At 62.2% G+C, this 14,213-nt stretch carries 11 protein-coding genes; 5 read left to right on the top strand and 6 right to left on the bottom strand.

The window, feature by feature from the left end:
- Positions 1-3: 3 nt before the first annotated feature.
- On the top strand, positions 4-483 hold the full coding sequence (locus AC0AP0_RS03750) for a GreA/GreB family elongation factor (protein WP_024627331.1): 480 nt from the start codon (positions 4-6) through the stop codon (positions 481-483).
- Between the two features lie 164 nt (positions 484-647).
- On the opposite strand, the gene trhA is transcribed toward AC0AP0_RS03750, so the two are convergent.
- A complete protein-coding gene (trhA, locus tag AC0AP0_RS03745; RefSeq protein ID WP_490429433.1) occupies positions 648-1,568 on the bottom strand; it encodes a PAQR family membrane homeostasis protein TrhA in 921 nt (306 codons plus the stop codon).
- A gap of 168 nt (positions 1,569-1,736) precedes the next feature.
- Here trhA and AC0AP0_RS03740 point away from each other — a divergent pair, with 168 nt between their 5' ends.
- Positions 1,737-3,224 (top strand): sensor histidine kinase, encoded by a 1,488-nt coding sequence (locus AC0AP0_RS03740; protein ID WP_046323025.1) that lies wholly within the window; start codon positions 1,737-1,739, stop codon positions 3,222-3,224.
- Between the two features lie 100 nt (positions 3,225-3,324).
- On the opposite strand, the gene AC0AP0_RS03735 is transcribed toward AC0AP0_RS03740, so the two are convergent.
- The 4 genes from AC0AP0_RS03735 to AC0AP0_RS03720 form a co-directional block, all read right to left on the bottom strand.
- Entirely contained in the window at positions 3,325-3,603 is a 279-nt protein-coding gene (locus AC0AP0_RS03735; protein ID WP_015021978.1) for a WhiB family transcriptional regulator, read from the bottom strand.
- A gap of 77 nt (positions 3,604-3,680) precedes the next feature.
- The gene (locus AC0AP0_RS03730) at positions 3,681-5,651 is read right to left on the bottom strand and encodes an FtsK/SpoIIIE domain-containing protein (RefSeq protein WP_490429432.1); all 1,971 of its coding nucleotides are present in this window, start codon (positions 5,649-5,651) and stop codon (positions 3,681-3,683) included.
- Between the two features lie 90 nt (positions 5,652-5,741).
- Positions 5,742-7,004, bottom strand: coding sequence for an LCP family protein (locus tag AC0AP0_RS03725; RefSeq protein WP_490429431.1), 1,263 nt, complete (start codon positions 7,002-7,004; stop codon positions 5,742-5,744).
- 72 nt (positions 7,005-7,076) lie between these two features.
- On the bottom strand, positions 7,077-8,531 hold the full coding sequence (locus tag AC0AP0_RS03720; RefSeq protein ID WP_490429430.1) for an LCP family protein: 1,455 nt from the start codon (positions 8,529-8,531) through the stop codon (positions 7,077-7,079).
- A 305-nt stretch (positions 8,532-8,836) separates the two neighbouring features.
- On the opposite strand from AC0AP0_RS03720, the gene AC0AP0_RS03715 reads away from it, so the two are divergent.
- Genes AC0AP0_RS03715 through AC0AP0_RS03705 form a run of 3 tightly spaced genes read left to right on the top strand, consistent with a single transcriptional unit; the run spans position 8,837 to position 13,813 of the window.
- Entirely contained in the window at positions 8,837-9,094 is a 258-nt protein-coding gene (locus AC0AP0_RS03715; RefSeq protein ID WP_046323023.1) for a WhiB family transcriptional regulator, read from the top strand.
- A 58-nt stretch (positions 9,095-9,152) separates the two neighbouring features.
- Positions 9,153-12,293, top strand: a complete 3,141-nt coding sequence (locus AC0AP0_RS03710; RefSeq protein ID WP_490429429.1) for a glycosyltransferase family 2 protein — start codon at positions 9,153-9,155, stop codon at positions 12,291-12,293.
- Positions 12,290-13,813 (top strand): DUF5719 family protein, encoded by a 1,524-nt coding sequence (locus AC0AP0_RS03705; protein ID WP_490429428.1) that lies wholly within the window; start codon positions 12,290-12,292, stop codon positions 13,811-13,813. The genes AC0AP0_RS03710 and AC0AP0_RS03705 overlap by 4 nt, the downstream gene beginning before the upstream one ends.
- A gap of 10 nt (positions 13,814-13,823) precedes the next feature.
- On the opposite strand, the gene AC0AP0_RS03700 is transcribed toward AC0AP0_RS03705, so the two are convergent.
- A partial coding sequence (locus AC0AP0_RS03700) for a metallopeptidase family protein (RefSeq protein ID WP_490429427.1) occupies positions 13,824-14,213 on the bottom strand: 390 nt, incomplete at its 5' end.

Genomic DNA, 14,213 nt, shown 5'->3' with positions numbered 1-14,213 from the left:
CACATGGCTGAGGAAAAGACGATTCTGCTGACACAGGCCGCTTACGACAAGCTGAAGGAGGAGCTTGACCACCGTCAGGGCGAGTACCGCGACGAGATTACCGAACGTATCGCGGCGGCTCGAGCCGAGGGTGATCTGAGCGAGAACGGCGGCTACCAGGCTGCGCGCGAGGAGCAGGGTAAGAACGAGGGGCGGATAAACGAGCTGATCGTCAAGCTTCGCAACGCCAAGATCCTCAAGGCTCCTAAGGCTGGCACGGTGGGCAACGGATCCCTGGTGACCTTGACCATGGCCGGCAATGAAATGGTCTATGTGCTGGGTTCCAGAGATTTGACCGTGGCCACCGACTATGATGTCATCAGCCCCGAGTCGCCTATCGGCGCGGCCCTCATGGGCGCCAAGAAGGGCCAGACCGTGACCTACAAGGCTCCCAATGGCAAGGACATCTCGGTCACCGTCAAGGATGCCCAGCCTCTCAAGTAGCGGGACGACCCCTCACCGTCCCAGCTCGGCCTGAATGAAGCCGCTCTCCGCCATGGTCGACGGGGGGCGGCTTCGTCTGTGGGTGACTGCTCTATGAATGACCACTTGGTTCGTAAGGCAGGCCGATGGTCTTTGTTAAAAGTGCGGTTCGGCTGGAGAGCTGCTCAGCGCAGGTTGCAGACCACCAGATAGATGGCCACGATGTGGCAGGCATAGCCGATGACCGTGCCGCAGTGGAATATCTCATGGAAGCCGAATACCCGGGGCCAAGGGTCCGGCCGACGCAGACCGTAGACAATCGCCCCCAGGATGTAGGCCAGGCCGCCGGCCACGATCAGCCAAACCACCGGCGGACCGGCCATGGGGGAGTCCCAGAAGAGTTTCAGGAAGCCCACTCCCGAGACTCCGAAGACCACGTAGACAAGGGTGTAGAGCCAGCGGGGAGCATCGATCCAGAAGACGTGGACGATCATGGCCACCAGGCTGGCCCCCCACATGCCCAGGATGATGACCCGCCGCCAGAAGGGGTCCAGTGCAAAGGAAATCGGCGTGTAGGTGCCGGCGATGAGCAGGAAGATGTTGACGTGGTCCAAGCGGCGCAGAACGTCCGTGGTCCCCGGGGTCCAGTCGCCCAGATGGTAGAGAGCCGAGTTACCGAAGAGGGCCAGTGAGGCGACCATGAAGACCGCACATGCCAGCTTAAGGCCAGTGCCGTGGGCCAAACAGATCAGCACGATGCCGGCGGCCAGGGCCAGCGGGGCGGCCACGGCGTGAATCCAGCCACGCAGCAGGGGCTTGGGGCGGCCGTGCACATCCAGGCGGACCTTGCGTTCGATCTCCATGTCGGGGATGCCCTCGATTCGTGAGGCTTTGATCTCGGCCTTGGCCATGATCCGTGCAGCCTTGGCCTTGGCTTTGGCGCGCACCGCATCGGCCCTGGCCTGCAGATGGGCCTCATGGGCCACCTCTGCGTCCCTGCGCAGGTAGGTCAGCTCCTGTCGGCGCTGCTGACGGCGGCGTTCGAGATCGGGATCGGCCTCCTGGTCTTCAGGCGGTCTGCCGTCCTCGCTGGTCCTGGTTGCCATGGCCCTCCCTTGGTCCCTTGACTGGTCCGGGCCTGTCGGGTCCGGTAGCCGGGGCGAAACATCCGTGAACCACCCTACCCCAGACCCGTGTATTGGACGCGCATGTCATCATCGCCCTGGGCATGACCCGCCTGTCTGCTTCCGAGGGCCCTTTGTATGATGGAGGGCATGGCTGATTTTTCCGAGATTCTGGCATCCTGCGACGACTGCAACGAGGAGGACCGCGAGTGGCTCCACCACCTGGTGGCCGACTGGCAGGTCATCGCCGATCTAAGCTTTGCCGACCTGCTGCTCCTGCTGCGTACCGGCGAGGGGGAGTTCACTGTGGCTGAGCAGTGCCGGCCCTCAACGGTCATGTCTTTGCGCACCGAAGATGTGGTCGGAGAGCATTTCCCGACCGATCGCAGCGAGGAGCTGGAGGCGGCCATGCAGTCCAAGGGGGTGCTGCGATCCAACAAGCTGCGGACCATCGGCCGCGCCACGGTCTGCGATGTCTATGCCCCTATCCGTCACCAGGGCAAAACCCTAGGCTTGGTGGTCCGCGAGACCAACATGGCCACGCGCGAGTCCAATGGCCGTTACGAGAGTGAGAGCATCAACGCGGGCAAGGAACTTTTCGAAATGATCACCCGCGGCGAGTTCCCATACGCGGATTCGGTGCTCAACCAGCGGCACAACGCCAGGGTGGCCGACGGTTTCTTTGTGTTGACGGCAAGCGGCGTAGTGCGTTATGCCTCACCCAACGCCATCAGCTGCTTCCGCCGACTGGGCTCAGTGGAGACCATGATTGGCCAGTACCTGAGCGAGATTGGTACTTCCCTGCTCAAGGAGAACGATCCCGTGCCCGACTCTTTGCCGTTGGTCTTATCGGGCAAGGCGGCTGTGGACTCGGAACTAGATGCCAACGGGTCGGCTGTCTCCATGCGCTCCCTGCCCTTGTACGGCAAGCAGGGCAGGACCGGCGCCATCGTTCTCTGCCGGGACGTGACCGAGCTGCGCCGCCGGGAGAAGGAGCTGCAGACCAAGGATGCCACCATCTCCGAGATCCATCACCGTGTCAAGAACAACCTTCAGGCCGTGTCAGCCCTGCTGCGGCTGCAGGCCAGGCGGACCAAGTCAGACGAGGTCCGCAAGGAGCTGGAGGAGGCCCAGCGCCGCGTCCAGACCATCGCCGTGGTTCACGAGGGCCTCAGCCAGACCGCCGACGAGATTGTGGACTTCGATAAGGTGATTGCCAACCTGCTGAAGATGAGCGTGGACCTGGCCACCACCAGCGACCAGCACATCACCATCTCCTACGTGGGCAAGTTCGGGATGATGCCAGCCCAGGATGCAACACCCTTGTCCCTGGTGCTGACCGAGCTGGTCAACAATGCTGTCGAACACGGTTTTGAGGGCCGTGACGAGGGGCATATCACCATATCGGTAGGCCGGGGTGGCAACAACCTGAATGTGGTTGTCGAGGATGACGGCAACGGCTACAGCACCGAGTCGGATCAGGGACAGGCTCGGTCCACCGGGTCCGGGCTGGGCACGCAGATCATCAATACCTTCGTCACCAACGACTTCGGCGGTACGGTCAAGTGGGAGCCACGCCGGGATGGGGGCACCCGGGTGGTCATCAACATCAAGCTGCGCGTGGCGCAGGACGTGTGATATCCCGAAAACCTATTAGCGAGGGGTGCTTTTCAGGAAAAGAAAGGGGCGGTGGCATCAAGCCATCGCCCCTCAACTGTTCGGTGCAATCGGGAAGGAATCAGGACTGCATCTGCATGGCCTGGGACCTGCGTGCACGCATGGCCCGACGCTTGAGAGCCCTGCGTTCGTCCTCGCTCAGTCCGCCCCAGACGCCGTAATCCTGATTGGTGTCCAGGGCGCACTTCAGACAGGCGTCAATGACCTTGCAGGTCCGGCAGACAGCCTTGGCCTCCTCGATCTGCTGATAGGCTGCACCTGTGTTGCCGACAGGGAAGAACAGCTCAGGGTCCTTGTCACGGCAAGCAGCCTTGGCGCGCCAATCAAACGCATTACTCATCTACCTAAGCCTCCAAGAAGTTTTTATCTGTGCTTTATCACTACCCTATGCAAGATAAGCACGATGGGTGACTTTTTTCAAGGGTCCATTTGTTTTACGGCTAAAGAGAACACCTGTAGCGGAATGGCGTGACCCGCCTCCAGAACCAGACACCGTCCAGGAATGGCGCTGGCCCGGGTGGATAGGGCGGCCAGCTGATCGGCGGGGATGCCAGCCGCCAGATCGGCCCCCCGTTCGCCACAGGGGAACACCAGACGACGGCTGAAACGCTCAGGTCTGCGCAGGGCACTGGCCGCATCCACAGCTAGAATCACCGTGGTTCCCTCCTGTCCCAAAGCCTCCTGCAAGAGCGGGGACAATGGATCCCGACAGAGCGGATCCAGCAGGTCTTGGGCATCGTCAACAATCCAGACCAGCCCCCGGTTGCCACGTTGATGACCTTTAGGCGGTGTCGGCACCGGACCTGTCGAGTCCCGGCTGCTGTAGCCCTGGCCTGTTCGCCGCGTGATGCGCAAATCAAAGCTGGGTTCTGGTTGGGCTCCTGACTTCATCAGGGTAAGCAGGGAACGAAGCAGCAGGGCTAGAAGGGTGCTCTTTCCTCGGCCTGGCGGTCCAATCACGGCCGTATGACCTTTGAGGGGCAGGTGGTAGAGGTGCAGCAGGACACCGTCGTCGGTGTGTCCCAAAGGTATCTGGGGACGCCCTGATTGCCAGAGAATCTTTCCGCAGGCCGGATCACGCTCTGGCAGGGGAGGAGAGAAGAGCGGTGCTGGCGGTCGGCTGCCGCAGAAGCGACTGGCTTTGATGATCTGTTCCACCAGGGTTTGTGGGTCAGCTGCTGGGCAGGTGCGGAAGGCCTGGGGGCCCCGACCTTGCTCCAGGAAGCCCAGACCTGGACAGGCAGGGTCAATCGCCGTGGCGCAGGAGGACCCCAGCAACTCTTTGGACTGCAGGGGGTCGCGCACGCGCAGACATATGCCCAGGTTCATGTTGGCACGCATCTGGGCGCTGACCTGCCCCATGGTTTGCTGGGTGCAGGCCACTAGGTTCATACCCAGGGACCTGCCCTGAGATGCCAGGGCGGTCAGTTTGTCCAGATAGTCGGGCAGGAGTTGGCGCAGGGCCTGGAACTCGTCAATGACCACCACCAGGCGCGCCGGTGGATCGGACATCAGGGCAGTGTCCTCCACCCCTGCTCTGGCAACCAGGCGCTGACGGCGCTCCAATTCCCGCTGAAGGCCGTTCAGCGCTCGTACGGCCTGGTCCAGATCCAAATTGGTCACGCAGCCCACGGTGTGTGGCAGTCGGGCCAACAGGCCGAAGCCGGCACCGCCCTTGAAGTCCAGCAGGACCAGATTGAGCCGGTCTGGAGGCTGACTGGCGGTCAGGGCCAGACACCAGGTCTGCAGAAAAACCGACTTGCCTGATCCCGTTGTACCTGCCACCAGGGCGTGGGGTCCGTCACGCGGCAGATCGATGACCAGCGGTCTGTGATCAGGACGGGCACCGATGATTGCCGGTGCTGTCTTCCCCGATGCAGCAAGCCAGGCATGAACGATGCTCTGCCAGAGCAGACCATGTGCTTCCGAAGCCCCTGATCCCAACAGACGGGACTCCAGCCGAGGGCCCGGGTCGGAGGCCAGCTGAGCCAAGTCCTGCCGTGTCTGGTCCTCTGTGCTTGTCGATAGGGAAGCACGATTCGATGCTATGCCGTATTCCAATTGTGCGTGGGCGGGGAGAGATGACGGTGGCTGTTGATGCGCTCGCAGCAGGCTCAAAAGCAGCATGGCCAGGGTACCTGTCAGGCTGGGTAACAAGAGGAGGAGCAATATCCAGCGGCCCTGGCCGACTGCGTACCAGATCATGCCCGCCTGGGCCGCGGCCGGAGCCGTTTGGGCGACCAGGGTCAGAATGACCTGGATCCTTCCCTTTTTGGCCTTTCGCTCTTTGAGGCTGGCAGAGTGCCGATCGCCTGCAACCTGGTTAGAGACTTTCGGCCCGGCTGCTGATATCGGAAATGCAGCTGCTGATGAATTGGCCTTTATCATGTCTTCAGCATGAAGGGCCCGGCTGGGGAGTGCCAGGGCAAATCTGGCATGTGGTCGAATGTGGAATCAGGCCGGGATAGGCGGACGGTGCTACATGCCGCCGACGGTTCCGGGGGCATGACTGCCCTGCGCAAGCTTATTGAACAGATCGGTGTTGCGGGCTTGATCCAGCAGAACGGTGGAACCGAGACCCCAGCCCGGATAGTAGTCAGGATCCGCCCAGTAGACGCTTCCGGTGATGCCTTTGCTGCTGCTGGCACTGCGGAAGGCCAGGACCATGCGCACAAGGTCCATGGGGTTGGTCCGCTCATCCACCACCAAGGCATCCAGACCCGCCGAAAGGACCTTTCCGGACGTCGACGGGTTGAGCATGACCGAGGGCTGGAGCGCCTTGGCAGTGATGGCTGAGATGGCCTGACGCTGGCGTTCGGCACGTCCGAAGTCCCCCTTGGGATCCGAGTAGCGCATGCGGGTGAAGGCCAGGGCCATACCGCCGTCAGCCTGATGACAGCCGCGGGACCAGACCATGCCTGAGTTGGGGTCGTTGACGTCTGCATCGTAGCAAAGCCTGACACCGCCCAGAGCGTCGACCACCTTACTGAGGCCTCCAAACCGGATCAAGGCCACGTGATCGACCTTATGGCCGGTGATGTCCTCAATCTGGCCGGTCAGGGCCCGGTAGCCCGATGTGTAGGCCACGGCGTTGATTTTCATGTAATCCCCGTCCTGCTTGACCAGGGAATCCCGGGGGACTGAAATCAAGGAGGCGGCTCCGTGCCGGGGCTTGGTCAGTACCAGGATGGTGTCGGTGCGGAAGCCGGTGATGCTGGCATCCTGTCCGGCCCCCGGAGAACCGTCGCGCTGGTCCGATCCCAGAAGGAGCCATGTGGTGGCCTCTGAACCAGGGGCATCGGTCAGCATTTTGTCGCGGGTGAGCTTGCCATTGATCCAGAACCATCCTCCACCCGCCAGTACGACCAGTGCCAGCAGCAGGACCAAAAGCAGAATGGTTATGAATCTGCGCAAGGGGTGTCTGTGGACGAGGGCAGTGCCATTGCGCATGCTTCGATTGCTTCTGTTGCTCCAGTCGTTTCCAACAGGTGCAGCCGTGGCCCTTGGCTGGGGTGTGGTCTTCGATGATCCGCTGGTGCGTCTGGCCTTCCGGGCCCCGCCGGTCTGCCCCGGCTGATGCCCAGTCCCGGAGGAGGGGGAAAAGCTGGGAGGCGTCTGGCTACGGCTGTGTCTAGCCTCGGTACCTGGGGTTCCGAGGTCGGCCGCCGGACGGTGATGACCGGAGGGCATGAAGCTAGGAGGCTCCTGTCCCTGTCCGCCTTGGTCTGATCCAGTCCGCATACCCTTAACCTCCGTAGCTTTGACCGACTAGGTAAGCAATAGCATGCCTGAACGACCCAGCGGCTTAATCGGCTATCTCTGCGCCGGAACCGCACAGACCGTAGCGAACAGGTAGCGGTCCGCCATACCGATGTACTGTCCGGTGTTTGCATCCCTGATGGTTCCGTCGTCCGGATCGACGATTCCGCCCGTGTTCGGATCTATCAGGGTCTTGTCAGGCATGGTGATCAGTCCGGTGCGGGGACTGGGCTTGGGTGGAGCAGCGGCGGACGCAGATGGGGATTGGGTGCCGTCCTCTGTGTCAGAGCCGTTGCCCGCTGCCTGAGTAGCACCCTGTGTGTTTTGGACACTCTGGGCATCCTGATCATTGCTGGCCTGCTTGTCTGATGAAGATGCTGACTCTGCAGCCTCATTGGCCTGGGTCAAAGGCTTCCCTTCTCGGAGCAGTTGCCAGATAGTGTCGGCCTCATCCGTCCATACCACTCGGTAATTGTCCTGGGACCATTCCTCGACAGGTATGGTACGGGCGTAGATATGTTTGGTGTCTATGTGCTTGAGCGAATTGCCCAGACCCAGCAGGGTCTGGAAGTTGCCCAAGCCCTCGCTCAGCTGCAGGGTGGACATGGAGGTGGTGGCCAGACGGTAGGCCTTGGGCAGGTCGGAATAGATATTGACGGCCTTGGCTTCGTTGACCAGACTCTTGATCAGATACTGCTGGCGGGTGGTGCGCATAATGTCCGACCCGTCGGCGGCGGTTCCATGGCGCATGCGAGCGTACTCGGTGGCTTGGGTTCCGTCCAGATGCCGCAGGCCGCGCTTCAGGTTGATGCCGGTATAGCCGTCCCAGGTATCCTTGGGGATGCATACGTCGACCCCGCCCAGGGCGTCGATGATGGACTTGAAACCGTTAAAGTCAGCCACCGCGAACTGTTGAATGTCCAAACCGGTCAGTGAGCGGACCGCAGCCAGAGAGCAGCTGGCGGCCGAATTCACATCGCCGCCCTGGCTGTAGCCTTCGGCGAAGATGGAGTTGAACATGACCTGGCGGCGGGCCGGAATGGTTTCCCCCTTGCTGGTGGTGCAGGCCGGGGCGTTCACGATGGAGTCCCTGGGAATGGAGACCACGTTCACGTAGGAACGGTCTGCGGCGATCTGGACCACCATGGCCGTGTCCGACTGGTGATTCTCCTCTAGGCCGTCGCCGCTGCCGCCCACATCGGCATTGCCCTTGCCGTCCCGGGTGTCCTGTCCCAGGACCAGGACGTTCAGGGTTTTGCCTTTGTAGATGTCTTCCGGGGCCTTGTGGCTTTGAGCAAGGGTGACGGGCTCCAGCACGTGCATGTGACCGTTGATGTCGGTCCAGAAGGCCGCCACTGTCGAGGCTACGAAACAAAGAATGAAGGTAAGGGCCAGACAGATGCCCGTGCGCAGACGGTGGCTGTTGCGAAACCCACCGCTGTGCTGGGGCTTGCCGTTCCTGCCCGCCTTGATGTTGGGCAGACCCATCTTTCTGGTTGGGGACGTCAATGGTTATGCCTTCCTCATCGGCTGTCGCTGTAGGGGTCATTCCGGCGGGAAGAACCGGGATGACGGTAAAGCGTGCTTGAACCAGTCATAGTATAGTCTGACCCTCATCCGCAGCTCCTCTTCGGGCGATATGGCCTCCTCCACGTGTTGCTCAGTTGCGCTTGCAGGCATGTAGGGGTTGACAGAAGACCTCCGTAGTGGCTGTAATAAAAGTGTGTAAACACACTAGGGACTGGGGGGTCGCTATGAGTGGTTTTATAGACGCTCGATACAGCAGTACAACTAAAAACAGGCTGACGCCGCTGATGCAATGGTTCGAAGTCAACATCGGACCATCCTGGCGGAGCGAGGCGCTCTGTGCACAGACAGACCCGGAAGCATTCTTCCCAGGCAAGGGAGGCTCCACTCAGGAAGCCAAGCGGGTCTGCGCCGACTGCACCGTCCGAAAGCAGTGCTTGGACTGGGCGGTCGAACACGACGAACGCTTTGGCATCTGGGGTGGCATGAGCGAACGGGAGCGCCGCCGTTACAAGAAGAGGATGCGCGCGCAGCACCAGGTCTGAATCGCCGCAGGTGCCCGAGCGAGGCATCCGGTGACCTGGATTGCGTAGACTGGAACGCATGAGTTTCGTCGCGCCTCAAGCCCAGGATGTCCGGCAGGTCCTCTCTGCAGTTATGAACGCATGTTCGCCTGCTGCCAGTCCTCATGTGGAGGATGCCGTGGCGGCGGTGATCACGGTCGAGCATGACCTGACCTACCTGTCTGATACCCTGCGTGCCCTCTTGCGACAGAGCCTCTTGCCTAGGGTCCTAGTTATCGCGGACTGCTCGGGGATCACTGTGGAGCCTCTCTATGCGCAGTTCCCGGTGGACGGGCCAGCGCGGGTGGAAGTGCAGGTGGTTCGCGCCAAAGGCGCCTCTTCCTTCGGCGATGCCGTGGACAAGGCACTTGGCTATGCCCGTCTGCCTGGTCGAATCCGTGCCCTTTGGCTTCTGCACGACGACTGCCGTCCGATGGATGAGCATTGCCTAGACAGGCTGGTGGACACCTGGCACAGCAATCCCACTGCTTCCCTGTTGGGCGCCAAGCAGTATGACTGGCAGGGCGAGGGACTGCGGGATGTGGGTCGGTATGCCTACCATCACCGAACGGTGAGCCTGGTAGTGGACAGCGAGCCCGACCAGGAGCAGTATGACGCACGCCAGGATGTTTTCGCGGTGAGTCTGGCTGGTGCCCTGGTGCCCATGCAGACTATGAAGGATCTGGGTGGACCAGGTGCCTGGGCTGGAACTTTCGGCCAAGCCGACGACCTTTGCCGCCGCATCTGCCTGTCAGGGGGGCGTGTGGTAGTGGTGCCCAGTGTCCGGATGGCCCATGCCAGCGCACGGATGAGCGGATTGCGCGACCGGAATGGGCGGCCGGTGCAGCCCGACCGTCCCTTGGATGCCTCCATGGGGCCCATACTGGCTCGGGAGCGTTACCTGCTGACTGACTTTGCCCTGCCTTGGTGGCCGCTGGTCTGGCTCTGGCGAGTTCTGGCGGCACTGTGGCTCATGGCCCTTGATCTCATCGGCAAACGGCCCTACAGGGCCCTGTGTCGTCTGTGTGCGCCCTGGCGGATTCTGACCCGTCCTGCGGCCTTGCTGACCATGCGTCGCCGTCTGACTTCCGCCTGCCATGGTAGTCCACGCCGATTGAACATTCTTCAGGCCAACAGTCAGCAGATCCGGCAGTGGCGGCAGCGTAGGCAAGCCTTCCGCGATCAGCAGGAACATCCCATGCTCAGCCACCTGGCCCTGGCTCATCTGCGCCAGCAGTTCCTGCATCGCCTGGCCTGGGCTTCGGGTATGACCACAGCGGTCTTGGTAGCTCTGGTAGCCACCCATTGGTCCCTCTGCCAAGCCATTTTCTCGGGAGGAGCCATCCATGCGCCCTTCCTGCCCTCGTCAGGAGCTGACTGGTCCCGCCTGCTGGCGGCGGCCACCACCTCCTGGTCCTGGGCCGAGGGCGTGGGACAGCCTGCAGTTCCTGCCCCCTTCCTCTTGGTGCTCCTACCCTTCGCCCTGTTGACTGGCGGTCATGTGGCCCAGGCCATGGCCTTGATGCTCCTGGCTGAAACGGGACTGGCCGCTCTGTCTTTCTGGGCCCTGGCCGGCGTGGTCACCAGGTCCAATCCCATCCGCTTCCTGCTGGGGCTGCTCTGGACTTGTCTGGCATTCGCCCTGGGCATAGTGGATGGTCTGCAGTTGCCCATGCTGACGGTAATGGCCTTCATGCCTGCCGCCTTTGCCTTCGTTTTCAAGGCCGTGGGGCTGTATCAGACCGAGGCTCCCGTGCACCCCAAGGCTTCGGTGCAGCAGGCGGCTCTGGCCTCCATCTGCTTCCTGCCGGTCCTGGTAGCCGAACCTCAGCTCATATTGGCCATGATTCCGCTCTTCATCATGGCAATCTGCCTGGTGTCATCCCATCGGATAATGCTGTTGCTAATGCCCCTGCCTTCGGTGCTGGCCCTGGCGCCAACCCTGGTCAACTCCCTGCATCATGCCAAGGACGGGCTTTGGAGGCAGCTTTTCGCAGATCTGATGGTTCCCTCGGTGGATCTGACCGGTCAGCCTCGAACCGGTAGCCTAGGGGAACTGCTGGCCCGCCTGCTGGGCCTGGATGCTTCGGCCCTGTGGCCCACCAGGTGGCGACCTGAACTCTGGCGTCCTGCCACGCTGGCCTGCTGTCTGCTGGCGGTGGTCCTCCTGGCCTTTGTTACCTTGATTGTGCCTCGGGTGCTCAAGGCGGCCAGGATTCTTTGGATCACGGTCCTGTTGGGCCTGGTCCTGGCGCTGGTCTCGCAGGCGGTCTGCACTGGCCTGGACGAGACCGGTCCAGTGGCCGGTTCAGTCCTGCCTGGCATGATGATGGCATTCATGGGTCTTCTGGCCTGCCTGGGTCTGCTGGCTGGCAGGGCCGTCCGTCCCTTCTCGCCCCTTGCTTCTGGGCATGATCAGGCCACTGACAACGACGCCGATCGTCCGCCCCTGCCTCCTGCGCAATCCTCTTCAACCTCTGCAATTGCAGTTAATGGTGGCGGACGTGTTTTCAGGCTCTTGCTGGTCCTGGTCCTGGCCCTAATCACTGTGGGTGTAGCAGTGATCGGTCTGGTGGCGCCTGTCGGTGGGCCCCTGTCTGCGGACGGCCGGCAGCTTCCGGCTGTGGCGGTGGACTACCTGGAGAAGGATCCATCCCATCGGGTGCTGGTGCTGACATCTCCCTCCCATGGTCGCGTGGCCTACACCGGTCTGCACACCTCACGAGGAGAGCTGGTAGATGCCTCGCCTGCCCTGCGCGTCCAGAGAGTGAATGGCAATCAGCTGGCCGGCGAGGATGTCCTCTCGCATTCAGCAGCTGCTCTGATGGCCAAAGCCGACTCAAAAGCCGTAGCTGCGGTGGCCGACCTAGGCTTCGGCGGTATCTACGTGCCAGTTGATCGTTCCGGAGCAGCGGGATTGGGGTCCACGCCCAACGATGACCTGGTGTCCAATATCACCGCCAGCGAAGGTGCCCAGCAGGTGGTGGCCAATGCACAGGGAACCTATTTCCGTTTGAACTCACAGTCCGGCAAGGACGTGGGCGTTGACATGACTGGTGTCACACGAGCAGAGGCCAGCACTCGGAGGCGGGTCTGGCTGTGGACCCTGGCCCTGGTCCTGCTGGGATACTGCCTGGTGGCTCTGCCGCGTCCGGGCTACTTTGGAGGGGAGCAGCTATGAGTGCACGAAGCAAGGGATCCCTGGTGGCCGCTCTGGTCACGGCGCCTCTGGTGGCGGTCCTGATTGCCGCTCTGCTGATCTGGGCACCTCCGGCCTCATTGGCTGATGGTGCCCGAGGATCTACAGCCGTTTCCAGCCGGGTCAGTCAGCGAGAGGTAGCGGCCTACTGCCCGGCTCGAATGACGGTAGCGGACGAGGATAAGGTCGGCGATGACCAGTTCAAGGCATCGGAGGGTGATCTGAGCTCCCGCGTCACGGCCGCCGCCTTCGGATCCATTGGCAGTTCCAGCCTGACCCCAATGGGAAGTGGGCGACACACCACGTTGACTGATCCCGATCTCTTGGACGGGCAGAAAGTCATGGCCGCTTCGCTCGACCCCGGCGCTTCGGCCACTGCCTTCGATTCCCGGATGCTCAAGTCCCAGCCGGGTACGGGGGCTGCCGCCGGTATGGTCTCCTGGGCCACGAAGGGTGATCTTAGAGGAATCCAGGCGCTGGCCTGCCCCCGGGCCGTCATGGATGCCGACTTCCTGTTGCCCGCCACCAGCAGAGGGAATACCCAGCGGTTGGTGGTCTACAACCCGTCATCCAAGGCCACGGTGATCAGTCTCGAGGTCCAGGGTTCGCGCTCCTCAGGTAGGCTGCCCCTGGAGACAGGCAAGACCATGACCGTGGCTCCTGGCGGCCATGCCTCATATGATCTGTCTGCGGCGGCTCCTGGTCAGCAGGCCATCTACGTCCGGGCTCGCAGCTCACAGGCTCCGGTAGCCATGTCGGTCTCCGTCAATGTTATGGTCGGACTTAATCCACGCGGGTCTGATCAGATGACTACATTGGCGGCTCCCGGCCGTGATCTGGTCATTCCCGGCCTGCGCGGGGCTGACCAGGCCACTCTGCTTCTACAGGGATCCCATGCCACGGCGGTGGACCTGTTCTGGGTGGATGAAGGCGGTCAGCAATCCTTGCGGCGGGTGGATCTGCAGGGCTCTCAGGCCACCGCGGTGGATCTGGGTGGTGTGCCCGATGGCAAGCTGGCTCTGCAGGTGCATGCCGACCGGCCCGTCCGTGCAGTCCTGCAGGTGACAGGCCAGGGTAGCCAGGACCAGTCACAGTCCGACCTGGCTCTGATTCCCGCGGGGACTGCTACTGCCTCCTCGGCCCTGACTATATCCCAGCCTGCCCAGGCCACGCTGACGCTGGTCAATCCATCGACGAATCAGATCAAGGCCGAACTGGTTGGATTCGACGAGAAGGGCAACAAGCTGGGGGAGCGCTCGCTGACCATAGAAGCAGGTCGTGCCCATGAGCTTTCAGCCCACGATTTGGGCGACCATGTGGCCGCCGTGCGGCTGAATGAGGACTCCGAGCATGGCTCCTCCCGGTTGATCTGGAACGCACGCCTGAGTGTGGACGCGGTCAAACAGGCTGGCTTGGCTGGTCTGGCGATCATGACTCCTGACGGGCTTATGCCCACCACCACCGTGATCCGCTCCGGCCCAGACTCCACTGTACTGCCCTAAGATTCGGCTCTCAGCGTCCCCACATGGGGTCGATCTCTTCAGGGTCGCGCCCGTACAGGTCAGCTAGCTGCAGGACAAGCTCGTCGCGGATGATCAGCTCCAGCTCCGTGCGGTCTCGGGTCTTGCTCTGGATGGGCATTCGGTAGAGAACGATCCTGGCGGGGATGCCGCGGCCCGCCGGAAAACTGCGTGAGAAGAGGTCTGACTGGTCCTCCCATGGGGTGGGGTCGGATGGCGGTACATCCTCGACCGCGAATTGGACGGGCTTGACCAGTTGTGGCCAGCCGGAGCCCAACCGCCGAATCTGGGCTGCGGTCAGATCGTCGAAGATCCCGCATCTGGTGCGATAGCGGGGCAGGCGGGTGCCGAAGGTGGGCCGACGAATCCCCCGGCCATGACT

It is taken from the genome of Bifidobacterium sp. POST2/T3 (B1) (assembly GCF_058197115.1).
Note: the sequence above shows the minus strand (reverse complement) of the source record. Positions and strands in the feature narration are given on the sequence as shown.